Origin of the sequence: Paenibacillus sp. FSL K6-1096 (assembly GCF_037977055.1) — a bacterium.
Lineage (GTDB): Bacteria > Bacillota > Bacilli > Paenibacillales > Paenibacillaceae > Paenibacillus_AQ.
In genome coordinates this window covers 7097059-7123427 of the sequence record NZ_CP150274.1, presented here as the reverse complement: position 1 = coordinate 7123427, position 26369 = coordinate 7097059, and the positions used below count along the sequence as shown (strand labels likewise).

16 protein-coding genes are annotated in these 26369 nt (G+C 56.2%); all 16 read right to left on the bottom strand.

The features are described 5' to 3' along the window. Positions 1-569 precede the first annotated feature (569 nt). The gene (locus MHI24_RS31250) at positions 570-2408 is read right to left on the bottom strand and encodes an ABC transporter ATP-binding protein (protein WP_340023447.1); all 1839 of its coding nucleotides are present in this window, start codon (positions 2406-2408) and stop codon (positions 570-572) included. Beyond that, positions 2392-4137, bottom strand: a complete 1746-nt coding sequence (locus tag MHI24_RS31245; RefSeq protein WP_340023446.1) for an ABC transporter ATP-binding protein — start codon at positions 4135-4137, stop codon at positions 2392-2394. The genes MHI24_RS31250 and MHI24_RS31245 overlap by 17 nt, the downstream gene beginning before the upstream one ends. A gap of 39 nt (positions 4138-4176) precedes the next feature. After that, entirely contained in the window at positions 4177-4662 is a 486-nt protein-coding gene (locus MHI24_RS31240) for a nitroreductase family protein (RefSeq protein ID WP_340023445.1), read from the bottom strand. 172 nt (positions 4663-4834) lie between these two features. Further along, positions 4835-7156 carry a histidine kinase gene (locus tag MHI24_RS31235; protein ID WP_340023444.1) on the bottom strand — a complete coding sequence of 774 codons (2322 nt, stop codon included), beginning with the start codon at positions 7154-7156 and terminating at the stop codon, positions 4835-4837. Between the two features lie 24 nt (positions 7157-7180). Continuing rightward, positions 7181-7801, bottom strand: a complete 621-nt coding sequence (gene kdpC, locus MHI24_RS31230) for a potassium-transporting ATPase subunit KdpC (RefSeq protein WP_340023443.1) — start codon at positions 7799-7801, stop codon at positions 7181-7183. Between the two features lie 42 nt (positions 7802-7843). Then, positions 7844-9877: a potassium-transporting ATPase subunit KdpB gene (gene kdpB / locus MHI24_RS31225; RefSeq protein ID WP_340023442.1), complete on the bottom strand. Its 2034-nt coding sequence runs from the start codon at positions 9875-9877 to the stop codon at positions 7844-7846. A gap of 18 nt (positions 9878-9895) precedes the next feature. Next, positions 9896-11572, bottom strand: a complete 1677-nt coding sequence (kdpA, locus tag MHI24_RS31220) for a potassium-transporting ATPase subunit KdpA (protein ID WP_340023441.1) — start codon at positions 11570-11572, stop codon at positions 9896-9898. Between the two features lie 341 nt (positions 11573-11913). Next, positions 11914-12246 (bottom strand): hypothetical protein, encoded by a 333-nt coding sequence (locus MHI24_RS31215; RefSeq protein ID WP_340023440.1) that lies wholly within the window; start codon positions 12244-12246, stop codon positions 11914-11916. A gap of 201 nt (positions 12247-12447) precedes the next feature. Beyond that, positions 12448-13164 carry a response regulator transcription factor gene (locus tag MHI24_RS31210; RefSeq protein WP_340023439.1) on the bottom strand — a complete coding sequence of 239 codons (717 nt, stop codon included), beginning with the start codon at positions 13162-13164 and terminating at the stop codon, positions 12448-12450. Next, positions 13157-15817 carry a sensor histidine kinase KdpD gene (locus MHI24_RS31205; protein WP_340023438.1) on the bottom strand — a complete coding sequence of 887 codons (2661 nt, stop codon included), beginning with the start codon at positions 15815-15817 and terminating at the stop codon, positions 13157-13159. The genes MHI24_RS31210 and MHI24_RS31205 overlap by 8 nt, the downstream gene beginning before the upstream one ends. Before the next feature lie 116 nt (positions 15818-15933). Then, on the bottom strand, positions 15934-16782 hold the full coding sequence (locus tag MHI24_RS31200; RefSeq protein WP_340023437.1) for a chromosome condensation regulator: 849 nt from the start codon (positions 16780-16782) through the stop codon (positions 15934-15936). 155 nt (positions 16783-16937) lie between these two features. Next, positions 16938-20810: a discoidin domain-containing protein gene (locus MHI24_RS31195; protein ID WP_340023436.1), complete on the bottom strand. Its 3873-nt coding sequence runs from the start codon at positions 20808-20810 to the stop codon at positions 16938-16940. A 360-nt stretch (positions 20811-21170) separates the two neighbouring features. After that, on the bottom strand, positions 21171-21689 hold the full coding sequence (locus MHI24_RS31190) for a hypothetical protein (protein WP_340023435.1): 519 nt from the start codon (positions 21687-21689) through the stop codon (positions 21171-21173). Positions 21690-21697: 8 nt separating this feature from the next. Next, positions 21698-23776: a hypothetical protein gene (locus MHI24_RS31185; RefSeq protein ID WP_340023434.1), complete on the bottom strand. Its 2079-nt coding sequence runs from the start codon at positions 23774-23776 to the stop codon at positions 21698-21700. Next, positions 23773-25686 carry a hypothetical protein gene (locus tag MHI24_RS31180; RefSeq protein ID WP_340023433.1) on the bottom strand — a complete coding sequence of 638 codons (1914 nt, stop codon included), beginning with the start codon at positions 25684-25686 and terminating at the stop codon, positions 23773-23775. The genes MHI24_RS31185 and MHI24_RS31180 overlap by 4 nt, the downstream gene beginning before the upstream one ends. Before the next feature lie 171 nt (positions 25687-25857). Then, a complete protein-coding gene (locus tag MHI24_RS31175) occupies positions 25858-26340 on the bottom strand; it encodes a GNAT family N-acetyltransferase (protein WP_340023432.1) in 483 nt (160 codons plus the stop codon). Positions 26341-26369: the final 29 nt, after the last annotated feature.

Genomic DNA, 26369 nt, shown 5'->3' with positions numbered 1-26369 from the left:
CGCACCCTCGCACCAGTGTAACACCCCCGCCCGGGCGGATTGTGACCGGTTTTCGACTATATTTGGCCATGGACCATTCCGCGAGCGAATGCGAATGTGTGCTGTTTTCCGCATACATTCGCACCGTCGCCTGCGCTTGAGCCCAATGTATGCTGTTTTCCACATACATTCGAGCCGTCGCCTGCGTTTGAGCCCAATGTATGCTGTTTTCCACATACATTCGAGCCGTCGCCTGCGTTTGAGCCCAATGTATGCTGTTTTCCACATACATTCGAGCCGTCGCCTGCGTTTGAGCCCAATGTCTGTTTTCCGCATACATTCGAGCCGTCGCCTGCGTTTGAGCCCAATGTATGCTGTTTTCCACATGCATTCGAGCCGTCGCCTGCGCTTGAGCCCAATGTGATCAGTTTTTCGATTAGATTTGGTCACGTGCCTGCCCGCGAGCGGATTGTGATCGGTTTTTCGCTTAAATCCGGCCTCGCACCTCCCCGCCATCATCAAAAAAAGAGCAGCACACCGCGCTGCTCTTAAGAAATTCACTGGAGCGGAAGATGTCTTCCGCTCTGCTGTTACCCCGCTTGAATCGCCTGCTTGAACTGGCTGTTGTACAGCTCATGATAGATGCCTTCCAGCGCCAGCAGCTCGGCGTGGCTGCCCTGCTCGGCGATGTGGCCGCCCTGAATGACAAGAATGCGGTCGGCATCCCGGATGGTGCTGAGTCTGTGGGCGATCACGAAGCTGGTCCTGCCCTTCATCAGCGTGCGCATGGCCTGCTGGATATGCATCTCTGTCCGCGTATCCACGCTGCTGGTGGCCTCATCGAGGATAAGGATGGCCGGATCAGCCAGGATGGCACGGGCAATCGTCAGGAGCTGGCGCTGACCGTGGCTTAAGGTCGTTCCGTCTGTGCCCAGCAGCGTGTCGTAGCCCTGCGGCAGCCGTGCGATGAACCCGCTGACATTGGCCAGGGTCGCCGCCTCCTCCACCTCGCGGTCGGTCGCATCCAGACGCCCGAAGCGGATATTCTCGCGGATCGTTCCCGAGAAGACATGCGCGTCCTGCAGCACCATGCCGAGCTGTCGTCTCAGCTCATTTTTGTTCAATGCCCGGATGTCCTTGCCATCGACCAAGACCTCCCCGCCGTCCACCTCATAGAAGCGGGTCAGCAGATTGACAATGGTTGTCTTTCCTGCCCCGGTCGGACCGACGAGAGCAATCATCTCGCCTGGCTGTGCCGTGAAGCTGACTCCGTTCAGAATGGGCGCATCCGGCTGATAGCCGAAGACCACCTGACGAAAAATCACTTCCCCGCGTATTCTGTCAAGCGGCTGCGGCTGCTCCCCGCTGTATTCCGAAGGCATATCCATCACTTCGAACACACGCTCCGCCCCGGCGATGGCCGACTGGATCAGATTGTACTGGTTCGCCAGCTCCGAGACCGGCCGGCTGAATTGCTTGGCGTAGTTCAGAATGCTGACAATGATGCCTACGGTGACCATTCCCTTGTAGGCCATCCAGCCGCCGATACCCGCAATCAGCGCAAAATTTAGGTTGCTGAGCATATTCATCACCGGTCCGACCAGACCGGATACGATCTGCGCCTTGATGCTGGCATTGTTCAGCTCATCGCTGATGGTGCGGAATCTGGCCACCTCTGATTGCTCCCTGCGGTATTGCTTGATGACCTTCTGCCCGCTGACCGCCTCTTCAATGAAGCCGTTAAGCTCCCCCAGATGCCGCTGCTGATTCTTGAAATAACGCCGGCTTAAGCCGGTAATCCGGCGGCTGGCCAGCACGACCAGCGGAACGGTAATCAGCGCAATCAGCGTCAGCGGAACATTCAGCAGCAGCATAATAACGAGAGAGCCGCTGAGCATGATCAGGCTGTTGAGCAGTTGGGTCACACTCTGATTCAGTGAATTCGATACGTTATCAATATCATTGGTAGCCCGGCTCATCAGCTCACCACTGGCATGAGTGTCAAAAAATCCGACCGGCAGCTCCTGATACTTCGCGAACAGATCCCGCCTTAGCTCATATACCGTGCGCTGTGATACGGACGTCATCACGTAAGCCTGCACCCAGGAGACTGCGCTCCCCAGCAGATAAATTCCGCCCAGCATGATGCAGAACCGGATGAGCAGCCCGTAATCCCGGGGGATAATTGCCGAATCGATGGCCTTGCCGAGCAGATAGGGTCCGACCAGTGCCAGAACGGCATTCAATACAGTAAATATGTAGACCATCAGCAGCCCTGCCCGCTGGCGGCTCAGATAAGACCAGATCCGTCTAACCGTCGCTTTGCTGTTCTTCGCCCTTACCTTGGGTGCAGCACTTCCCCGTACGGGAGGGCCGCCCAAGCCTCCGGGACGGCCGGGAGACGGGGCCCCATTAGGATGACTGGACATAAGGCTCCTCCTCTTCCTTCTGCTGCGACTGGCGGATATCCCGGTAGATCTCGCTGCCGGCCATAAGCTCAGCGTGCGTCCCCTGGGCGGCGATCCGGCCGTTCTCCAGGATCAGGATGCGGTCCGCATCGATGATCGAGGATAACCGCTGGGCAATCATAACGACCGTGCAATCCGTAAGCTCGGTCTTCAGCAGCAGACGGATACGGGCTTCAGTCACCGCATCAAGGGCACTGGTGCTGTCATCCAGGATCAGAACCGCTGGCCGAATCAATAGCGCGCGGGCAATCGACAGGCGCTGCTTCTGTCCGCCCGACAGGTTGACTCCCCGCTGCCCCAGTACGGTATCGTATCCTTGCGGCAGGGCGGAGATGAACCCGTGAGCTTCGGCGGATACTGCCGCCTGCTGCACTTCTTCATCCGTAGCCTCCGGGCGGCCGTAACGGATGTTGTCCCTGATGCTGCCGCTGAAGAGCAGCGACTGCTGCATCACGAAGCCGATCCGGCTGCGCAGATGCCCGATGCTGATCTGCCGGATGTCCGTGCCGTCAATCTTGACCGCACCCGACAGCACCTCATAGAACCTTGGAATCAGGCTGACCAGGGTAGATTTTCCCGCACCGGTGGCTCCCAGAATGGCAACTGTCTCCCCGGGACGGGCAGTGAAGCTGATCTCCTCCAGCACCAGATTCTTATCGTCCCGGTTATAGGCGAAGGATACCTTATCGAATTCAATTCGTCCTTGCGTAATTGCCGCGTTATCCGCCTGCAGAGGCTCTGTAATCTCACTTACCGTAGCGAATACTTCATTCACCCGGTCCCCCGATACCTTGGCACGCGACACGAAGGCCAGCATATTGCTCATCATCATCATGGACATCAGCAATTGGGTGACGTAGTTAATGAATGCAATCAGTTCACCGACCGGAAGCTTACCGCTCCAGTTCTGCAGCCCGCCGAACCAGAGGACGGCTATAATACTTGCGTTCAGAATCAGCATCATCAGCGGCATATTCAGCGCCATCAGACGGATAGCCCGGATACCTGTATCCGTATAGCCCGTATTGGCGTCATCGAAGCGCTTCTGCTCATGATCTGCACGCACGAAGGCCTTGATCACGCGGATGCCGGAGAGATTCTCCTGCAGCACATTGCTCACACCGTCCAGCTTCTCCTGCATCCGGGCAAACAGCGGAAAAGACAGCTTAATCAGCACATACAGCAGGATGAACAGGAGTGGCACCGCAGCCAGGAGAACCGTCGCCAGTGAGGGGCTGATCGAAATCGCCATCACCAGACTGCCGATCAGCAGCAGCGGAGAGCGGATGAAGTTCCGCAGGATCATCTGCACGAACGTCTGCAACTGCACCACATCATTCGTCAGCCGGGTAATCAGCGAGCCTGTTTTCAGCCGGTCCAGATTGCGGTTCGAGAAGGTCTGGATATGTTCAAACAGCTTGATCCGCAGATCATTGCCGAAATGCTGTGAAGCCAGACTTGTAAAATAAGCACAGCCCGCGCCCCCAAACATGCCTATTATAGCAATACCAATCATGATTCCGCCCGTCTTCAGGATATGCGGCAGGTCATTCGTCATCAGACCTTTGTCCACAATGCTGGCCATCAGCGCCGGCTGCAGCAGGTCCATTACCACTTCAACAACCATTAAAAGCGGGGCAAGCACGCACCAGAGTGCATACGGCTTCATGAATCCCCTAAGCTTCCACATTCGTCCACCTTCATCTCATCAGTCGTAACTTCCGTTCAGTCAGGGTAAATGAGTAATGCTGTCTGTGATTGGCGTTCTCGGCTTAACCGCAGGAACCTCCTCGGGATAGCCGACCGCGAGGATAGCTACCACATCCTGCTCTTCCGGTACACCCAGCGCCTTATGGCCCAGCGCGCTTGCGCCCAGCGACGACCAGAACACCCCCGCCCCCGCCTCATGGGCTGCCAGCATGAAGTTCTGGATATAACAGGACACCGCCATAATGTTCTCATCACGTGCCATAGGGGTGGCCGCGGGCTTGGACAGCACGCCAATCAAGAGGGGAGCGCCGCCGAAATCCGTCTTATGATTCAGGGCCGCCCGGGTTTCGGGTCCAATGAACAGCAGATCCCAGGGCTCATTCATCCGGTGGTTCGGCGCATAGCTTGCCGCCTCCAGCCAAGTATTCAGCTCATACTCAGGGATCGGATCAGGCTTGAAGGCCTTAATGGTTCTCCGTGTCCGGATGGTGTTCAGAATTGTCATGATTCATATCCACTCCTTCAGATATAATGTCTTGTCCCCCGGATGGACCGGAATTCCTTATTCAATTGTATACGCTTATCTTATGATTTCCAATGTTATAGGCAAAAAGCCTGCAAAGCTCTGCATGGGCAGAGGCTTCACAGGCTGATTGCCGGTTTATTGCCGGTCTAAATCACTCCACCATCTGAGTACGGACAGCCACAATCAGCATATCCATATGCCGGGCATATCTTAGCAGATAGTGTACAAGGGTTGGAGCATACAGGCTGCGCAGCAGGGGCTTGCGCGACTGGCCGATAATCACCTGGGTCGTCTGCATCTCATTCATCCGCTGCAGCAGATGCTTATACAGATGCCTGCGGCTGCCCGCCTCCGTAATGTCCATCACGCCGCCCAGCCGTTCCGTCAGCTGCCGCAGCGTATCCAGTCGCTTCTGGTCCCCGCCCGACCTGTGGCGGCTGCACTGCACATAATGCACATGCCATTCCGCCTTCAGGCGGTGCGCAATGCGGAAGCCGCGGCGGATCAGCTGCTCGGCCTGCGGTCCTGTGTCTACGCAGACGAAGATGACCTCGCGTCTGCTCCACGGTCCGCGCAGGGCAGGCTCCCGCTCCCAGGCCTCCAGCCGCTCATCCACATCATCGGCAATCTCGCGCAGTGCCAGCTCGCGCAGCGCGATCAGATTACCGATGCGGAAAAAGGATTCCAGCGCCTGGTTCACCTTCTCCTGCGCGTAGATTTTCCCCTCCCGCATCCGCTGCTGCAGCATCTGCGGGGTGACGTCGATCAGCTCCACCTCGCTGGCCATACGCAGAATCGCATCCGGGACCGTCTCGCGCACCCGCACCCCGGTTAACTGCTCCACGGCATCGTTCAAGCTCTCCAGGTGCTGTACATTCACTGTTGTAATGACGGAGATCCCGTGCTCCAGCAGCCGGAGGACATCCTCATAACGCTTGCGGTTGCGGCTTCCGGGTATGTTAGTATGAGCCAGCTCATCCACCAGCACCACCTCGGGATGTCTGGCGATAATGGCGTCCGTATCCATCTCCGTCAGCACCGCAGACTGATAAGCCACCTGCGACCTTGGGATCACCGGCAGACTGCCCGTCTGCTGCCGGGTTTCCTCCCTGCCATGGGTCTCCAGCAGGCCGATGACCACATCGATCCCCCGGCCCAGCAGCAGATTGCCTTCCTGGAGCATCTTGTACGTCTTGCCGACTCCGGGAGCAGCGCCGATGTACACCTTGAAGGTGCCCCGGCGGATATGCTCGATCTGCTGCTCCAGCTCCTGCCCGGTCAGCCGGTGGAACGGCTCCTGTACCGCTTCCGGGGCCGGACGGACCGGCAGAATCCGTTCACCGTCCAGCTCGGCACGGTCGGCCATCAGGAACACATCAATATTGCGCGTCCGCCGCAGGACCCGGCTGGCAATGGAGCCCTGCCATTTCTCCTGCCAGCGGCTTTTCTGGGAATGGCCCATAACAATTCTTGTCACATTATTACGGATGGCATAGCGCACGAGCATCGCAGGAATCAGCCGCAGGCGGATCACCTCCAGCTCTTCGAACCGGGCCTGGATACGCTCGGTCAGCTTCTGGATCGAACGCTTGAACACCTGCTGGTCCTTGGTCAGCGCGCGGCCGCGCAGAAGGAAGGTAACAATCAGCAGATCGCCGTTCAGCCGCTTGGCGATCTGCTGGCCTCTGCGGATGTAGAGCGAGCCGTTCCAGTGATATTGCGCCGATACCAGAATCCGCTCGGTTGCGCCGGAAGGGCCGATAAGCCCTTCTGCTTCGCGGTGCTTCTCCAGCGAATCATTGACCCCTTCCGCCATCAGCCGCAGCGACACCTCGCGCAGCACGCCCAGGTTGCCCCGGCGGGACAGCGCCGGATGGGCAGCCGCTCCCAGCACGCCCTCCTCCAGCCGCTTCAGGATCGTCTCCGGCGAGACATCGATCAGGCGCACCTCATCAGCCAATTCCAATGTGTTCAGCGGAACCGTCTCCTCTGCACGGATGCCGGTCATCTCATAGATTTGCTCGCCCACACCGGCCAGCTCGTAGACATTAATCGTAGTGATCACGCTGATGCCCTGATCCAGCAGATAACGGATGTCCTCCAGCCGTGTCGGGAACATGGCTCCCTCACGGTTACGGTGCGCCAGACCGTCCACCAGCAGCACCTCGGGATTGCGCTCCACAAGCGCCTCAACCGGCAGGTCCTTCTTTTCGATGCCATTCTTCAACCAGTGGATGCTCGGCACCCGCTCCAGATCGCCAAGCTGCTGGACAGTCTCCGCCCGGCCCATGGTGGAAACGGCGCAGATCACCACATCGATCCCCTGGTGCTTCAGCAGCTTGCCTTCCTCCAGCATGTGATAGGTTTTGCCCGAACCGCTGACCGAGCCGATCATAATCTTCAGCCGCCCCTTCTGGAGCTGGTAGATGGAGTATAAAATGTCCTCCGGGGACTTGCGTTTATAGGGTGGCACCCGGCTCACCTTCTTCCTGTGGTCTTACTTCGCCAGCTCCTTCAGCGCCACGTTCAGCTTCAGCACGTTGACGCGCTTCTCCCCGAACAGTCCCAGATCACGGCCTTCCGTATGCTCCGCAACCAGTGCCTCTAGCCGGTCAGCGGATATTCCGGTCAGCTTGCTGATTCTCGGAATCTGCACAAGGGCAGCCGCCGGAGAGATATGCGGGTCAAGACCGGAACCGGAGTTCGTGATCAAATCCACGGGCAGCTTGCTTACAGGAACGCCGGGATTATCCAGCTGCCACTGGGCAATAGAGTCTTTGGTGCGCTGCAGCATATCGGGATTGGACGGGCCATAGTTGTTCGAGCCCGAAGCCCCGGCGTTGTATTCAATGCTGGAGACACGGCTCTGGAACAGGGCCTGGTCCTTGAAGCTCTGCCCGATCAGCGCAGAGCCCACGACCTTCCCGTCTGAATTCTTCAGCAGGCTGCCGTTCGCCTGGGAGGGCATCAGCACCTGGGCCAGTGCTGTTGACGCGAGCGGATAAATGATACCGCAGAGCAGAATGAATACAATGCTTAATCTTATAATTGTGAATAGATAGGCAGCCCGCGAAGGAGACCCCTTCGCTCCGGCTGTGCCGCTAACGGATTGTGCCATGATGATTACAACCTCCTCGTATAGTCAATCGTCTGCCGGACGCTAGATCCATATACTGACGAGCAGATCAATCAGCTTGATGCCGGCGAACGGAACGACCACACCGCCAAGCCCATAGATGACGATGTTGCGCGTCAGGAGCCGGGTTGAGCTCATCGGCTTATAGGAGACCCCGCGCATGGCCAGCGGAATCAAAAGCGGAATAATCACCGCGTTGAAGATCAGCGCCGAGAGAATCGCTGAGCTGGGCGACCCCAGCCCCATCACATTGAGCGCGTTCATCTCGGGAATCGCCAGCGTGAACATCGCCGGAATTATCGCGAAATACTTGGCGATGTCGTTAGCGATACTGAAGGTTGTCAGCGCTCCGCGTGTCATCAGCAATTGCTTCCCGATGGCGACCACCTCAATGATCTTGGACGGATCGGAATCGAGATCGACCATGTTGGCCGCCTCCTTGGCAGCGGTCGTCCCGCTGTTCATCGCCAGCCCCACATCCGCCTGGGCCAGCGCCGGAGCGTCATTGGTGCCGTCACCGGTCATGGCGACCAGCTTGCCTTCCCCCTGCTCCCGGCGGATGACCGCGATCTTGTCCTCCGGCGTACTCTCGGCGATGAAGTCATCGACCCCCGCTTCACGGGCAATCGTCGCTGCGGTCAGCGGGTTATCCCCGGTACACATAATCGTCTTGATCCCCATGCTGCGCAGCTCGTCGAACCGCTCCTTCATCCCGGGCTTGACGGTATCCTTCAGATAGATCAGCCCGTAGATCCGGTTGTCTACAGCAACCGCAAGCGGTGTACCGCCCAACCGGGCGATGCCCTCCGAGCTGCTGTCCAGATCAGGCGGGACGGTGCCGCCTTGGGCCAGCACCCATTTTTTGACCGAATCTACAGCCCCTTTGCGCACGGAGCGCCCGTCCTGGAGATCGATCCCGCTCATCCGTGTCTCGGCCTTGAACTCAATGAACTCCCCGCCTTGGGCCAGGCTGCTGTCATAGCTTAGCTCCAGCTTCCGCGCCAGTTCCAGGACAGAACGTCCTTCCGGGGTCTCATCCTTCAGCGAGCTGACGGCCGCCCAAGCGGCAAGCTCTGCTGACGTTGCCCCGCTGACCGCCACGAATTCACTGGCCATCCGGTTCCCGAAGGTAATCGTGCCTGTTTTATCGAGAATCATCGTATTGATATCCCCGGCAGCCTCTACGGCTTTCCCTGACATCGCCAGGACATTGAACTGGGTGACCCGGTCCATTCCGGCAATCCCGATCGCCGACAGCAGACCGCCGATGGTGGTAGGAATCAGGCAGACCAGCAGCGCGATCAGGACCGGAATCTCCAGCTTCACGCCGATATAATCCGCAATCGGACGCAGGGTGACAACCACAATCAGGAAGATCAGCGTCAGGCTGATCAGCAACGTGCTGAGGGCAATTTCATTCGGCGTCTTCTGGCGTTTGGCCCCTTCTACCAGCGAGATCATCCGGTCCAGGAAGGATTCGCCCGGATCGCTGGTAATACGCACCTTGATCTGGTCACTCACAACCCGGGTGCCGCCGGTTACAGAGCCGAAGTCGCCCCCCGCTTCCTTGATGACCGGCGCGGATTCCCCGGTAATCGCCGATTCATCCACCGAAGCCAGCCCCTCGATCACTTCCCCGTCACCGGGGATGAATTCGCCCTGGCTGACCACCACGATATCCCCTTTGCGCAGCTCCGGGGCAGGGACCTGCTTGACGGCTGATCCGCTCAGCTTGTTAGCAGTGATGTCCTGCTTTGTTTTTTTGAGCGAATCGGCTTGCGCCTTGCCCCGGCCCTCTGCCAGCGCTTCGGCGAAGTTGGCGAACAGCACGGTGAACAGCAGGATGAAGAAGACCGCAAGGTTGAAGCCCGTGGATTGCTCCGCATGGAAATACCCCGGGGCCAGCACCATCAGCAGCACGATCACCGTACCTGCTTCAACAACGAACATGACCGGATTCTTCATCAGGGTCACCGGATTCAGCTTGACCAGACTGTCTTTGGCCGCACTTCGCAGGATGGGACCTGTCAGCATTTTTTTCCTAGGTACAGTACTCATTCTCTTCGCTCCCTCTCCTTACCGTAAAGTCAAATACTCAGCAACCGGACCCAGCACAATCACCGGCAGGAACGTCAGCGCCCCGATAATCAGCACCGTCCCGATCAGAATGCCCGTGAACAGGCCGTTGTCGGTACGGAAGGTCCCAATCGTCTCCGGCACCGGCTTCTTGCGCAGCAGGGAACCGGCGACCGCCAGCATGGCAATGATGGACACATACCGGCCCAGCAGCATGACAATGCCTGTGGTGATATTCCAGAAGGAGGTGTTATCCGCCAGCCCCTCGAAGCCCGAGCCGTTATTCGCCGCAGACGATACGTATTCATACAGCACCTGGGTCATCCCGTGGAAGCCGGGGTTACTGATGCTCCCCTTGCCCAGTTCGGTCAGAAAAGCGCCCGCCGTAGGCACCAGAATAATCAGCGGATGAATCAGAATCGCTATCGCAATCAGCTTCATCTCCCTCGCTTCGATCTTACGCCCAAGGAACTCCGGGGTCCGCCCGACCATCAGCCCGCACAGGAAGACACCGAGTATCGCATACATCAGCATATTGACCAGCCCGACGCCTTTGCCCCCGAATACCGTGTTCAGCATCATCAGGGTCAGCGGCGTAATGCTGCCGAGCGGCGTCAGCGTGTCATGCATATTGTTCACACTGCCGGTGGTGGCTGCGGTCGTTACAGTGGTGAACAACGCGGACTGTGCGATGCCGAACCGGACCTCTTTGCCCTCCATACTGCCTTGCGAAGCATCTATGCCCATGGCGTTAATCGCCGGATTGCCCGCCCGCTCCGCAGCATAATTCAGTCCCAGCAGCAGCACGAACAAGGTCATCATCGCCCCGAAAATCATCCACCCCTGACGCTTGTTCCGGGCAAACTTCCCGTACATATACGGCAGGGAGGCCGGCATCAGCCACATGGAGAGAATCTCCAGTACATTGCTCAGCGGATTCGGATTCTCAAAGGGATGGGCAGAATTGGCACCGAAGAAGCCTCCGCCGTTCGTACCGATATGCTTGATCGACTCCAGCGAGGCCACCGGACCGATGGCAATCTGCTGGGTCTGCCCTTCGAGTGTGGTGACTTCAAGTGTAGGTTTCAGCGTCTGCGGCACATGAAGTGCTACAAGCGCCAGTGTTACAAGCAGCGCGAACGGAATGAAGATCCGGATGTGTGCCTTCACGAAGTCCTCGAAGAAGTTCCCGACCGAGCTCCGTCCCGTAATCCCTCTGACAAAAGCCACCGCCACCGCCAAGCCGCTCGCCGCCGAGGTGAACATCAGCATCGTCATAACCGCCATCTGCGAGAAGTAGGATACGCCTGTCTCCCCGCTGTAATGCTGGAGATTCGTATTCGTTATGAAGCTGATCACTGTGTTGAACGTCAAGGTCTGCTCCATATTGCCGATCCCGCCCGGGTTGAGCGGAAGCCCCTTTTGCAGCCTGAGTATTATATAACTGAACGCCACCAGCACCAGGTTCGTCCCTATGAAGCTAATCGCGTACTTCTTCCAGGACATCCCGTCCCGCTGCTTCAGCCCGATCAGACGGTAGATTCCCCGCTCGGCTCCGCCGAAGATCCGGTCTGTCCGGTTCGGTTCACCCGAGAATACATGATATAGATAAGTGCCCGCCGGCTTCACCAGCAGTACGAGTATGAAGATGACCGCTATAATCTGCACAATACTCACAGATGCCCCTCCTTATTTAGTTAGAATTTCTCCGGATGAATCAATGCATAGACCAGATAGAGAAACAACAGCGCCGTCGCTGCCAGAACAACCGCCATCACTCATTCCCTCCCTGTTCCTCTGTCACCTGACCACACCACACTGCGAACGCGTAGAATAAAGCGAATACCAGTGCCAGCGTCAACGTCATGTACACATCCATCATCTGCTTTTGCCACTCCTTACCCTTATGGAATCTCTCTCTTGTAACTTCCGGTCTAGCGTAACATTTCTCCCATTAGTTCAGGGTTAGGGTTTGACCGGGGGCATTAAGATCACATTAAGATCACAGCCAGCCTCCGCTACGAGCGGTAGACCTCCTTCCCGAGCACCCGGTTGACCCCTTGGAGAAAAGCGTCATACCCGCCATCCGGCTCCATTCTGTGCGGCAGCGCCCAGTTCACAATGCGCTCAATCTCCTGCCGGTTGAATTCGAAGCTGGCGGCCAGCAGCTCCTGCACCTCCCCGGCCGCCGCACCTCCGGCAAACTTAGCCGCTGCCGCATACACTCCGCTGTTCTCGTAAGAGCACTCCTGCACCCTTAGCAGCTCCAGCCGCCGGTATGCTTTTTGAATCAGGACCAGCAGCACCGTCACTACACTTACCAAGCCGATATTTCTTAACCACAGCTCCATTCCCAAGGCCTTCTTTCACATGTGTGTCACTTCAGGATACAGCGTACCACCCGGCGCATTAGTTCAGGATTAGGGTTTGGCGCCGGGAATTAAGATTGCGTATAAATCCTGCTGGCTCCACTCTTGCAGCAACAGCAAAAAACCATGCCTCTACAGACATGGTTCTCCTTTACAACAACTGTGTCCCTCCGTTCCTATGCCTCAGATCCCCCTGTTGTCGTCCCCCGCCTGCAGCATCCGGTAGCCCACGCCGATATGGGTCTGGATCACCTTCGGCTGGGAAGGGCTGCGCTCGATCTTCTTGCGGAGCGTAGCCATGAATACCCGCAGGGCCGGAATGTCATAGGTGGGACTGCCCCAGATTTCATGCAGGATATAATTATGGGTCAGTACCTTGCCCACATTCTTGGCCAGCAGACACAGCAGTTTATACTCGATGGGGGTCAGGTGGATTTCCTCCTCCTCCAGCCAGACACAGCCCGCCGCATAGTCAATTCTCAGATTACCGTTCGTAAAAACAGACGCATCCCTCATCAGCTTCTCGCTGTCTCCCCGGATGCGCCGCAGGCTGACCCGCAGTCTGGCCAGCAGCTCATCCACGCTGAAGGGCTTGGTCAGATAGTCATCGGCCCCGGCGTCCAGCGCTTCGATTTTATCGCGGTCCTCACTGCGGGCGCTGACCACAATAATCGGCAGGTTCGACCAGGCCCGGACCTTGCGGATAATCTCAACGCCGTCCATATCCGGCAGGCCCAGATCCAGAATCATGAGATCCGGCTGGCTGGACACCGCCTCCAGAATTGAGGCTTCGCCCGTCTCGGCCGTATGATATTTATATCCTTGCGTCTCCAGGGTTGTCGTAATCAGCTTGCGGATTGGCTTGTCGTCCTCCACGACCAGAATCATCGGTTTATTCATGGACATTCACCTCCTCTGCCAGCAGGGTGAAGCGGAAGACCGTCCCCTGCGGTGCATGATCTAGTATCTCAATTTGGCCGCCGTGGGCATGAATGATCGATTTGCATAACGCCAGCCCGAGGCCCAGCCCGCGCCTGCCGTCTCCCCGCACATTATCGGCCGTGTAGAACATCTCGAACACCTTGGCCTTTGCTTCAGCAGAGATTCCCGGACCGTCATCGGCGACCTCTACTACTACCAGCCCCTTCTCTCTTTTGGCTGAAATCGTAATATGTGACCCGGCCCCGCTGTACTTAATTGCATTATCCACCAGATTGATGATCACCTGAATAATCAGCCGTGAATCCATCCGCGCCATCAGCAGCTCATCCGTGAGCAGCACCCGGATCACATGGTCAACCTTATGGCGGTTCACATGCAGCAGCGCTTCTGCGATCACTTCCTCCAGCAGCTCTGCCTGCATTTGCAGATGAATCGCTCCATTGTCGAGCCGGGTAATGGAAAGCAGATTCTCCACCAGATTGATCAGCCACATGGAATCGTCATAGATGTCACTGTACAACTCCTGCTTCTGCTCCTCACTGAGCACTGCCGAGTTGCCGATGAGGATGCCTGCATTACCGGAAATACTGGTCAGCGGCGTGCGCAGATCATGCGAGATGCCGCGCAGCAGATTGGTGCGGAGCTGCTCCTGGCGGATTTGCAGGGAGATTTCCTTCTGCTTCTCATTCAGCTTGTCTTTCTCCAGGGCGAGGGCGCATTCTCCCAGCATAGCGATCATCAGGCTTTTCTCAAAAACCTCCAGCGGCTCCTCCTGCTCCATCACAATCCCCGCCACCGCGAACACCGTGTCACCGCTGCGCACCGCATGATACAGGCCATGGGCCGATGAGAACGTATCAGTGGACGCGCCTGCCCGTTTATTGTTCCGCAGCACCCACCCGGCAACCTTGCGTTCCGCTTCTGTTGTATACTCGCTGGCATCCGCAGCGCTTCCGGCCTTCGTATAGACCTGCGGCTCAGTGAGCCCGCCTTCGTCCACCTCATAGATAATTACGCTCCGGTCCAGCAGCTTCAGCATTTGCAGCGCCGTCTCGTTGATAATCGCCGGGGTATCCTTCGCCTGCTGCAGCTTGCGGCTGGTCTCCAGCAGCACCTCAGTCCGGTAAGCCTTCTGCGCCGATTCCCGCGCCTGCTCTTTGACCCGCAGCGTCAGCGTACTGGTGATGAAAGAAGCCGATAGCATGACGAGGAACGTCACCGGATAGCCGGAATCATAGGCCCGCAACGAGAAATAAGGCTCGGTGAAAAAATAATTAAACACCAGCACGCTCAAAATCGAAGTCACCGCGCTGTACAGCCGCCCCTTGGTCACCATCGCGTCCAGCAGGACACCGAGAATATAGACGGTGATAATATTCGCTTCACTGAAGCCGAGGCTCTTGAACCATAAACCAATTAGTGTACAGACCAGCAGAATACCCAGGGTGGTAGCTGTATCCGTCAGCGACAGCAGCGGAGGCTTCGTGTAGGGCCGTACCCCTTGACAGACGGCAGACCCATGATCCGGGATAATATAAATATCCATCCCCGGAGCGGCGGCAGTCAGCTTATCGATAAAAGGGGCCGCAGACGGCCAGCGGCTCCGGTGCTGCGAATGTCCGAGGAGGATTTTGGTGACGCGGCTCGTTCTGGCGTATTCCGCAATTTGTCCCGGCACATCCTCTCCGTAGACGGTCGCCACCTGAGCGCCAAGCTGCTCGGCCAGCCTCAGATTCTCCCGCAGCTCCGCCTTGCTTTTCACGGTTAATTCCTTCGTTCTGGATGTCTCCACGAACAGCGCGGTGAACTCCGCGTGCAGGCTGTCCGCCATTCTGGCTGCCGTCCGGATGACCTTCCTGCTGGACACGGCGGAGGATAGACAGACCAGGATATGCTCCTTGGCGTTCATATCTTCCGCAGCTGCCCCCTCCCCAACCCGCTGGGCAATCCGCTTCTGCTGGTCTGCTGTATAGCGCAAGGCGATGTCCCGCAGGGCCATCAGCTTCGGGAGGGTGTACAGCTCCGCAGCCTGTTGCTGCTGTTCTTCGGCTGGATAGATACGGCCCTTCTTCAGGCGGTCCAGCCAGTCGGCCGGCGCGATGTCGATGAACTCCACCCGTTCGGCACTGCCGAATACACTGTCAGGAATCCGCTCGGCCACAAGGATGCCTGTTATGGAAGCAACCGCGTCCGCCAGCGTCTCCATATGCTCAATCGTTATCGTAGTATAGACGTTGATGCCTGCACGCAGCAGCTCCTCAACGTCCTGATACCGCCTTTTGTGGCGTAGTCCCGGAGCGTTGGTGTGGGCCAGCTCATCCAGCAGGATCAGCTCCGGCCGCCTGCGGATCGCCCGGTCGAGGTCGAATTCCTGCAGGGTTATTCCGTTCACAGCCACTTCCAGGGGCGCCAGCTGCTCCAGCCCGGCAAGCCGCTCTGCGGCTTCCGCCCGGCCAAGGGCAGCTATACAGCCAACAGCTACCTTTACCCCATGTTGCTGCTCTATACGGGCGGCATCCAGCATGGCGCCGGTTATCCCAGAGCCGGGTACATAACCGAAGAATATAGTCAGCCGGCCCCGCCGTTTTGCCGCTGTTATCTGCCCTGTCATCCGCAGGCATCCTTTCCTTAATGAACATTGTTCTGTGCTAGCGTAAGTATAGCATGTGCTTCATCAGCATAGGATTATGGATTCCGCTATGGCATTAAGATTGCATTAAGATTGTATTAAGATGAGGAGGACTGGCTGCTCAGCAGAGCTGATGTATCACATTGCCCATAAGCATTACTCCCCGCCGCAACCACTATGCCATCCGACCGGAGACCGAGCGTGTGGGTGCAGCCTGCCGCAATAGCAACAATATCTGACCAGCCGCTTACCTCGCATTGCCCGTATTCATTCCATCCAGACGCTATCACTGTTCCGTCAGATTGCAGGCCCACTGTATGATGGCTGCCTGCGGCAACCGCCGTAATGCTGCACCAGCCGCCAACCTCGCATTGGCCGCGCTTATTCAGGCCTGCCGCAGCGACAGTGCCATCCGCCCGGAGTCCAACCGTATGCAGGTAGCCCGCTGCGGCCATCGTAATCTTTTGCCAGCCGCCGGCCTTCAATTGTCCATAGCGGTTGTTCCCCGCAGCAGCCACTGTTCCGTCCGCCCGGAGTCCTACCGTATGCCAGTCCCCCGCTGTCACTGCAACGATGTCCTGCCAGCCGCTGACTTCGCATTGGCCCTCATTGTTCCGCCCAGCCGCAACTACTGTGCCGTCGGTCTTCAAACCAACCGTGCGCCGCCAGCCTGCGGCAATAGCCACAATATCGCGCCAGCCGCTGACATTGCATTGGTCATGCTTGTTCCAGCCTGCCGCTATCACCGTACCGTCAGATTGAAGGCCTACCGTATGTGAGTTGCCTGTATGGGCATTGCCCGCAGCCACTGCAACAATATTGCGCCAGCCGCTCACTTCACATTGTCCGTATGTATTCTCGCCGCACGCACTGACTGTCCCATCGGGCAAGAGCAGTACAGAGTGCCGGTAACCCGCCGCAATAGCGGATGATGAATCCGTATTCATAATGATTGTGCTCCTTTGTTTTCTACTATTATATAGGTTGCTTATATTTAGCTTGCTCATGCGATAGTATAGCTAGTATTGCAGAAAGATAACCTCCGCACAATAGCAGAAAGAGGAGCCCAAGGCCCCTCTCTCTATGCTCAATCCCAGTTACTTCACTGAATCAACAGCCCGAACCCGCTCTGAATGTAGTACAGGCTCGGATAGGCAATATTGCTGGTCGTCAAGTTGTTAAAAGTAGCCGAGCCGTTGCCGGTATACGTGTAGATAGCTGCTCCTTTATGAGCGCCGGAGAACCGCGAGGTAGTTACTCCATCGAGTCCGGTGCCGTTGATGTTGATGTTGTTGAACACAATATTGGAGAAGCCGCCCCCATAGCCGAACTGGATTGCATCGCGCTGGGTGTTGATGATGTCGATGTTGGTGAAGGTAATATTCTTGATCGGGTCACTGGATGCTTCGAGATCAATCGCGCCGCGTTCCCCGTTATACAGGTCTTGGCTGGTGCCGCTGTTGATAATGGTCGTATCCGAGAATACCATTCCTGTATTGTTGTTGAAATGCGCACCCGGGAAGGTCGTATTCAGACGGATGCCGGAGCCGCCGACCGTGTCGATAATGTAGTTGTGATCCGCCTTGTGGCCGCTGCCTCCGAAGATGCCGATGCCGCCGGCACGCCAGTTATTCTCAATCGTATTGTACGAAAACGTATTGTTCACCGCATCCGGTGCCCCAAACGTGTTGCTCGGCCAAACCGCCAGACCGTCATCCCCGTTATTGCGCACATTCGTATTGCGGACGGTGGAGTTGCTGGTCCCTTGGGAGAAGTTGATGCCGTCCGCCAGATTGTTGCGGATGCGGCTGTTCTCGACAAGCAGATTGTTCGCAAAAATCGCCGGCGTCCGCGCATAATCCCCCACCCACATGCCGCATTCAAAATGCTCAATCCACACCTCATGGATTACCGAGTTGTTGCCGAAGTTATCCATCAGTCCTTTGTAGATGGCATTCTGGTTGTAGCGGGACCGCAGATTCGAGTTCATATACAAGTTGCTGAAATCCAGCTTGCCCTGGACGCGGAAGGAGATGCCTCCGCCCGCTGCGTTCGGATTCGTAAATTGCAGATTCGTATGCCAGTAGCCGGCCCCTGTTATCGTGATGTTGTTAATCATGTTGTTCACTGAGCCAATGACCCACATGCTGCTGAGGTTGAAGGTTCCCGCCGGAATGTAGAGTGTTTTCCCTCCAGCTACAGCCGCAGCTACTGCACTGTTGAATGCGGCAAGATCATCCTGCCCATCCCCGGCGACGGCTCCGAAATCGGTGACCGATACAGCGTTCGCCGGGCGGGCAATGGCTGCCGGAACAGGCTCGATCTCCAGGAAATCGACCCCATACTCCAGATTGTCCCCGTTATTCTTCTGAATCCGTATCGTGTCACCTGGCTGCAGCGGTGTATCCAGCTTCCAGTGGACTTCATCGAACCGGAACAGCGGACGTCCGGCGCTTGGCGCATCGCCCGGCTGGTCTCCGGAGAAGTATTGCCATGCATAGTAAGAGGTGAGCGAAATGGTTTTGGCCTTGGTTCCATTGACGTATACATCAAGCGCACCGGTAAGGCCCATGCCGTCTGCCGAGTCCGGCATTGTGAATCTCATAGTAACACCGGCACCGCCCTGGCCGGGTCTGACCGTCCACTGGGCATAAGAGCCGTTTGACGGCAGGGCGATGTAGCTCTGGCCTGAAGCCTCCGAAGCTGTTAGCGACTGATCGAAATTCGGTGCGGATTTCACCACCGCAGAACCGCCGCGCGTTGCATCCTCCGTATCATAACGGCTGTACGGGACACTGGCTCCGCGCATGGCATAGACGACGAGATTGGCATTTTGTACATTATTGCCCTGCTTGGCGGTCACCTCATTGGCATCTGCGGCAATGGTCATAGTAACCGTGTAGTTTCCGTTCACTGCGCTCCAGGTGCCCGGAAGGGTGACATTCACAGAAGCTCCGGCTGCAATCACACCGCTGTATGAGCCGGTAAAAGTCTGTACGGTCGCGCCGGACGAGTTCTTCAGCACAACGGTAACGCCATGCGAACCGCTTGCGGATGCGAGATTGCCCTGATTCTTAAGATTCACTGTGAATGCTACACTGCTGCCTGCCGACGGTGTGGATGGTGACCACGATGTGGTCCCCACCAGATCCGAGCTGGATACAGGTGCAATCACCAGCGGTGATGCATTCGTGTAGCTGTTGTTGCTGTCATTCTGCTCAATGACCTGGCCCGCCTCATCCACCTTGGCATTGAGCGTATAAGTTCCGGCAGGCTTCATTCCGGCATTCAAGGATACGGTAGCCGAAGCACCGGCCGCCAATGCTGTTACCGGTGCAGAGCCGGCCAGCTCGCCGTTCAGATAGAAGTTAACGGTGGTGGCTGGGGCTGCGGCATTCCCGATATTTTTCACCACTGCGTTCAGGGTTACCGCACTGCTCTCCAACGGAGACGCTGGCGTCCAGCTTAGGCCTGTAATCGTCAGGTCCGGGTTCGGCGCCGGTGTGCCATAGACCTGGAATTCGGCAATTTGTCCGGCAGGTGCGCCGGAGTTGGAGGCAATATTCAGCTGGAGCCGCTGAACCGTAGCCGTAACCGGAATCGTGACTGTATTGCCGGAAGCCGGATTGAAGGTGTAGGTCTGGGCGGATACCAGATTGCTGAAGGCCGAACTGTTCTGATTCTGGCCCAGAACCTGAATATTCTGGGTGCGGGTAGCCCATTCTGCAGCCGGGTTGAGCTTCAGCACAATGGACGTAATATTATGATTGGCACCAAGATCAAGCGTTAAGGTACTGGGATTGCCGTTTCCTTCCCAATAGGTTCCCGTGTTATTGTCGTTAGCATTGCTTGCGGCGTAATTCTGGGTGGTGGAGGAAGCGCTGATCGCTTTGCCGATAGCAATGTTCGTCCCTGGGGATGCAGTTGCTGTTGGAACAGGTGTAGCCGTAGGTGCCGGTGTGGCTGTCTGCACAGGTGTGGCGGTAGGTGCAGCTGTAGGAGATGCTGTAGGTACAGGGGTTGGCGTAGCAGTCACAGTGTCGGCTACCGTGATCAGATCCAGATTGACGTTCCCCGTATCTCCTGCATCATATTTATAGGCAATCGTATTGCTGCCGGCATTCAGCGGGAGTACTTCAGCCTTCGTGCCCCAGGTATCCCAGTTCGCCAGATTAGGTAAGCTCGTCTGCCGCAGCTTGACCCCGTTCACATAGATGCTGACCGTCATGCTGCTGCCAGTCGCATTGGCATACCGCAGCGTCACATTGCGCGATCCGGCTGCCGTAACATTGACCGTGAAGGTTGTTGCCGGACCTTGGGCCAGGTAGTTGTCGACAAAGCCTGTGCCCGAGAATCCCGTATGATCGGTGTTCACTCTGGCTCCGCCGGAGAGGGCAGCGGCCTCTGCTTCATAGGTTCCGGCTGGAAGAGGGCTAGCAGCAGGTGTAGCGGTTGGACTGCTGGAGCCGTAAATCTCAAGCTCGGACAACTGCCCTGCCGGCCATCCCGTGTTCGCGCTGAACAGGAGACGGACATAACGCGTATTGGCAGCGGCGAAGTCAATGGTAACACTGTTGCCCGCCACTCCAGGATTAAATTCATACGCAGCAGAGCCGACGATATCGGTATAATTGGAGCCGTTCGTGCTGCCCTGCACCGCCAGCGTCTGCGTCCGTGTCTCCCAGCTGGCCGGCAGCTTCAGCACAAGCTGGTCAATGCTGGTAAGCGATCCCAGATCCACCTGAATCCACTGGGGAAAAGCACTGTTAGCACTCTCCCAATAGGTGCTCTGGTTACTGTCCTTCACGTTATCCGGCGTATAATTCTGCGATTGCCCGCTGGATGTGATGGTTTTGTTCAGCGTCAGATTCGGCCCACCCGCAGCCGACGAGCGGGTCAGCGGTCCTGCGGCCATAAACAGCGTTGAGATGATCAGCGTGACTACTAGCGACCATACAGTATACTTGTTACGCATTCTATTCCTCCTCAGAGTTAGGGTTAAGCGGAAACAAAGTATTTTACCGAAACACAATATGATAGCGGTTTCAAATTATCTTTAGCCTCCTTTCGGCTTCGCTGCAATACACACTCATTATAGTTTTAATGCAGAGTAATCTTTAATAGCTGATTCTACGGAAAATATAGGCGATTCAATGATTCTGTTCTAATGGTTCAGACGCTAGACGGATCAATGCAAAAAACCTTGAACGGCCGGAGCCGATCAAGGTTTTTTATTCTGTCCTTCAGCCATAAGGTGATTTTGTGATTCACCTGAAACGAAGGAAACTTATTGGTTCATAATATGAAGACTAATAGATCAAAAAAATTATTTAGTTTAATGTTGACATTCCTTTTTTATTCCTTTCCAATCATTCCCACTCTTTTTTTCGTAAGTTATATAACCTTCATTCGAATACTTTTTAAGTAGCTTACTAGCATCTGACTTACTACAATTCTTTTTCACATTAATCTCATCTTGTAAAAGTAATACAAGTAGAGAACTGGACGCATCGATATTCGATAAATAAAAACCTAATAGTTCGTTATATTCAGAGCTAAAAAACAAACTTATATACTCTATTCTGAATTTAATATTTTCCTTAGATTCAATCACTCCTTCATAACTTGCGAATAAATTAAAATCATCCAAATCGTAAACTCTATTCACTGAAATTAACGGATTCATGCCTCTTATATACAAACCTATAACATTACCATCGTCTTTCTCAAAGAAAAGGACATGGTCTAACTTCTCATTATCATCCTTATCATGTAAATAAATAATATTTGATATTTCTTTTTGCACGAAAAAATGATCAAACTTTTTTGTAAAAGACAATATATAGTTATTCATAGTCGTAGTCACTCTCCAATCAAATCTAAATCTGATTTTAGCTTACTTGATAAACGATCTCCCTTTTTATTTAAGAAAGTCAATATTTCGTTTGTTTGTCTATTAACTAAAACAACTGCATCCCCCTTAACAAAAGCATCTACAGCCTCAATTGTATTCCATTGAAAAGGTTCAGAATTAGCACGATTTTTTGAGTCATTTACAATTGAGGAAACAAACCTTTTCATCCCTTCTTTGTCCCCTTTTGTAACTGGGACACCTAAATCTCTTGAAGTTTCATAGATATCTTGAGCATGCTTTTTTAATTTTTTATCGAAATTCGGGCTGAAAATCGGCTTAGCCCCATTTGGTTTCGGGCCACCATCCCCCGTCCCCTTAATGTTATCAAAATCAATCCTGCCTTTATCCCCATCAGCCTTCATGGAGATTTCTTCTAGTTTAGCCTTCTCTAGCTTACTGAGTTTGCTATATTCTGCATCACTAAGCTTGATCGGCTTCATTCCGTCTTGCTGTAATTTCTTAAACTCCTTATCGAAGTTCTGGTCATCAATGTCCCTCATGGTTCCGTCGACCAGCAGCACCCAAGGATTAACCTCGCCATACAGACGGATATGCTTGCCCTTGCGCTCCAGCTTGAACTTCTTGAACTTGAACTTCTGCAGAATCCGGTCCAGCAGGTCCCGGAGGTTTTTGGTTCCCTTCATGAGCCCCTTTTGCAGGCTCTTAATTACGATTTTACCGTTACGTATGATCATGCTCCCGCTCTTGGAGGCCAGCTTGGCTCCGGATTTCAGCAGACTCTTGATGCCTTTGGCTCCTGCACCTACAGCGTTCTTGACCCCGCTGGCTGCGGCGCCGACGCCCTTCTTGGCGGCTTGTCCGGCTTTCTTCACGCCGGACCCGATGGCCTTGAAGCCAACTGCCATCGCCAGCTCAACCAGTCCCATCGCCAGTGCAGCGGCGAGCGCTATCGCGGCAGGCTCAATCATCTTCTGCCAGCCCTGGCTCAGGTAGGTGCCGATGTAGCCGGCGGCTTGCGCCAGGCTCTGTGCGACAGACACAATCGCCTGGGCCTGCATAACAACCGTAATGATATTAAGGATCGGGGGAATGAGAACCGTAACGGCCCCGCCCGTGGCGACAAAAGCAACGCCAGCCACAACCAATACTCCCGCAATGCCTGCAATAATCTGTAAACCATGGGCCTTCATCCATTTTATTACATATGATTTAATTTGGTCAAACAGCATTTTCGCATTGTTCGCGCGCAGCTTGGCGCCGTCTGCTATTTTGCCGCCAAGGCTCTGCTTTGCTGCCCCAGTGTCGAATTCGGCCATTATGCTGTCCATCGTGGCCGGGTCACGGCTGCCGGGCATCTCCTTCGTTTCCCCATCCTTAAGATTGGCTTCCTGCACCAGCGCCGGGTCCATTTCGCCCTGCTCCACCGACTCCATCTCAATGTCCTCGGCGCTCAGCTTCTCGTTCGCTGCTGCACCAGCACCAGCTCCCTCCGCCTGCTCTACTTCCCCGCCTTCCGCAGCTTCGCCGTCCATCGGCTTCGAAATATCTACGCCCAGCAGATACTCCCACATCTTGCCTTCCAGATGGCTGAAGGAACGCTTCGCCGCCTGGCCGAGCGCGCCGATCCGGGACATCACATCCAGGAACGTGGCAATCAACAGACTGCCCAGGGTGGAGATCAGCTTGGAGTAGAAGTTCTGCACCGCGGCCAGCGCCTGATCCACCTTGGCGGCCAGGAAATCCATGACCTGTGTGACTTTGGTCTTCAGCTTCTGCGCCAGCTGGTTCACGGCCTGGACAGCCTTGTTGACCACACTGTCGATTTTGCTGCAGATTTTGGCGGCAATGCCGGGGAATTTGGCAAAGACCACGGACACCAGCTTCTTCAGCAGTGCGCCTAAGCCCTTGATCAGGGTGGTGATCAGCCGGCGGCCCAGTTCAATAATGCCCAGCACCGCCTGCTTCGCTTTCTCAAAAATGAATTTGACCGCTTTCCGCAGCCCCTCAAAGATGAAATTGACCGCTTTCTTGACCAGATTCACTACGGCTTCGAGCTTATCCTTCACCCAGCCGAGGAAGCCCCCTTCTTCTCTTCCTTGGCCTTTTCCTCCTCATGCTTGCTGTCCGCTTCCTTCTTGGCTTTGCTGTAGGCTTGGGTCGCCTCCCGTTCCGCTTCGGATTGCTTCTTCTGCGCTTCCCGTTCTTTGTCGGTGCGGACAGTGTTGATCTCCTTCTTCTTCTGCTGGGCGGCGGCTCCAGCCTGCTGCGAATAATCCGCTTCGGCGGCGTCCAGCTCCTTCTTCCATTCGCCCCGCAGCTGGGTGACCTCTGCTTTGGCCCCCGCCTGCTGGCTGAGCTGTTTATTCCTGGCCTCCGTCTCCGCCTGCCGGATCTGCGCCTGGCTGTCCGCTTTGGAGCTCAGCACGCTGCTGTCAAATTTCGCCTGCTCCTTCTTGTATTCCGCCTGCTTGGCGCCCAGCTGCTTCTTCATCTCCGGGGCCAGGCTGCGGTTCAGCCCGGCGTTCATCTCCGCCGGAAGCGCCAGAGCCGGCAGCTTCTTGGCTCCGGGCGCTTGCCCGCCCTTCAACCCCGCCGCAGCTTTCACCACGGTGCCATCCGGTTCGGGATAGATGTCATTCTCGCCCCAAGGCTGCTGGATCTGGCCCAGCTCCGCCTGCTTGGCTGCGCCCACCTCCCGGGAGGCCTCCTGGCCCATGCCATCCATCTGCGCCGGATCGGCCTCGCCGGTCATGCTGATGCCCGGCGGCTGGGCGGCGGCGGAACGGATCTCGCTCATGATTGCCTCGGGATTGTCACCCGAACCGGAAGAGCGGATGGTCATTGTATCCAGGTGACCCGGATTCACTGCCCCGCCGGTGCGCTCACTCTTGAAGCCTTCCTTCACCGTGTGTTTCAAACCTGCCGGCTTCCTTCGGGCTTGCAGTACCTTTCCCTTCAGCCCGGTGGGAACGGGAACCGCAGGCAGCCCTTGCTTAGCCTTCTGGTTCTGCTTCGCGAACGCTCCGGCCGAGACATTCACCGCCTGGGCATAGGCGTCGCCCAGCTCCGTGGGCTGCACCCGGGTCAGCTGATCCAGAATCTGCCCCGGGTCTTCACCGCTGATCTTCACCGTCTTGCCCTTCGCCGGCTTCTCCTTCCCGCCGCCGGCCAAGGCGCCAAGCGCTGCTCCCAGCGAGGGCTCCTTGGCCGCCTTCTTCGGCGTACCGGCTCCCTTGCCCTCTGCAGCCGCCTTCCCTTGCCCCGCAGCGTCGCCCTTCCCGGACGCCTCTGACTTCCTGGCCTCCCTGGCAGGTGTAGCTTCAGCAGCCTGCTCTCCTCTGGCTTCGTCCTTCGCTTCTTCTTCAGTTGGAGCGGCCTCTGTAGTCTCTTCAGCTTTTTGGGCTGCTGCTGGCCCGTCCGCTGCTTGCCGGGCAACAGCAGGCTTCGCTGCCGCCTTCGGCTGGACAATTGCCACGGTCTTCTTAACGGCGGCTCCCGGACCGGAAGAGGTGCCTTCATCCGCCGAAGACTTAGCCGGTGTAACAGCCGCAGAGGCAGGCTCTGCCGGGACCTCTGGCTCCTCCTTATGCTGCGTCTTAGCCGGAACGCCGGCTTGCTGGTCTTCGGCCTGCACCGGCTCCGGTGAATCCGCTTTGGCTTCAGTCTTAGCATCAACCGGCCCTTCCTGGCCTGGTACGGCCGCTTGGGTCCCGGCATCCGCCTGCTCTTTCTTCTTGCCCTCCTCCTTCAGACTGGCTAACAGTTGAACAACAGCCCGGTTGCCCAGTGTGCGCTGGAGCGCCAGCTGGTCTTCACGGCTTAAGGAAGCCGGATTCTGGCGGATGCGCCGGATAATCTCTACCGGGTCCGGCGGCTTCACAGCGGCCGGACGAACGAACACCGGCGGACTGCTGTAAGGCTTACGGCTGCCGGAGTTTTTGTCCTGTTCCTTATTCACAGTTGCTTGGGTCTGCAAATGGAGTCCCCCTCTGTACAAAATCGATCCTATAGATAAAGTAAAATCCATAGCGATTTTTACAGCCGGGTTCCTCTGGCAGCCCGAAAAAAACAGGTTAATCATGGTGGTATGCAACCATAATCAACCTGTTCGATATAAAACATCATCCTATTAGTCATCCGCAGAAAATCAGTTATGTAAATCCCGAATATACCAGGCATCACACGCATAATGCTCTGAACCGGCCAACGGGCCGTCCATCCGGCTGAATCTGTGCTTGGTATAGAAGCGCCCTGCGGCCTCCATCGTCAGCAGCGTCTCCAGATAACACTTGCGGTAATGCTGCTTCGCGAAGGCCAGCGCCCGCTCTAACAGCTGTGCCGCTGCGCCTTGGCCGCGGATGGAGGAGGACAGGTACATTTTCTGCAATTCACAGATCTTCTGCGCATCATCAAAAGCCGCGATCCCGCACCCGCCCAGCACCTGCCCGTCCGCTTCCACAATCCAGTACGCCCGGTTCTCCGCGCTATTATAATAGGTATATAAGTCATGCAAACTAGCGTCGGCCCAGGCCAACCCCTCCCGGTTGCCGCCGAATTCAATCAGGCACTCCCGGACAATTCGCTCAATCGCGGCGTTATCCCTGCGCTCAATGGGACGGATCTGGATCATTAGGTTATCTTCCTTCCTTCTCCTTCAAT

What these genes read in the sequence shown, in the direction of transcription:
- MHI24_RS31250 (WP_340023447.1), bottom strand. Translation starts at nt 2,408, where the DNA reads ATGTCCAGTCATCCTAATGGGGCCCCGTCTCCCGGCCGTCCCGGAGGC.
- MHI24_RS31245 (WP_340023446.1), bottom strand. Translation starts at nt 4,137, where the DNA reads ATGTGGAAGCTTAGGGGATTCATGAAGCCGTATGCACTCTGGTGCGTG.
- MHI24_RS31240 (WP_340023445.1), bottom strand. Translation starts at nt 4,662, where the DNA reads ATGACAATTCTGAACACCATCCGGACACGGAGAACCATTAAGGCCTTC.
- kdpC (WP_340023443.1), bottom strand. Translation starts at nt 7,801, where the DNA reads ATGGCACAATCCGTTAGCGGCACAGCCGGAGCGAAGGGGTCTCCTTCG.
- kdpB (WP_340023442.1), bottom strand. Translation starts at nt 9,877, where the DNA reads ATGAGTACTGTACCTAGGAAAAAAATGCTGACAGGTCCCATCCTGCGA.
- MHI24_RS31215 (WP_340023440.1), bottom strand. Translation starts at nt 12,246, where the DNA reads ATGGAGCTGTGGTTAAGAAATATCGGCTTGGTAAGTGTAGTGACGGTG.
- MHI24_RS31210 (WP_340023439.1), bottom strand. Translation starts at nt 13,164, where the DNA reads ATGAATAAACCGATGATTCTGGTCGTGGAGGACGACAAGCCAATCCGC.
- MHI24_RS31205 (WP_340023438.1), bottom strand. Translation starts at nt 15,817, where the DNA reads ATGACAGGGCAGATAACAGCGGCAAAACGGCGGGGCCGGCTGACTATA.
- MHI24_RS31200 (WP_340023437.1), bottom strand. Translation starts at nt 16,782, where the DNA reads ATGAATACGGATTCATCATCCGCTATTGCGGCGGGTTACCGGCACTCT.
- MHI24_RS31195 (WP_340023436.1), bottom strand. Translation starts at nt 20,810, where the DNA reads ATGCGTAACAAGTATACTGTATGGTCGCTAGTAGTCACGCTGATCATC.
- MHI24_RS31190 (WP_340023435.1), bottom strand. Translation starts at nt 21,689, where the DNA reads ATGAATAACTATATATTGTCTTTTACAAAAAAGTTTGATCATTTTTTC.
- MHI24_RS31175 (WP_340023432.1), bottom strand. Translation starts at nt 26,340, where the DNA reads ATGATCCAGATCCGTCCCATTGAGCGCAGGGATAACGCCGCGATTGAG.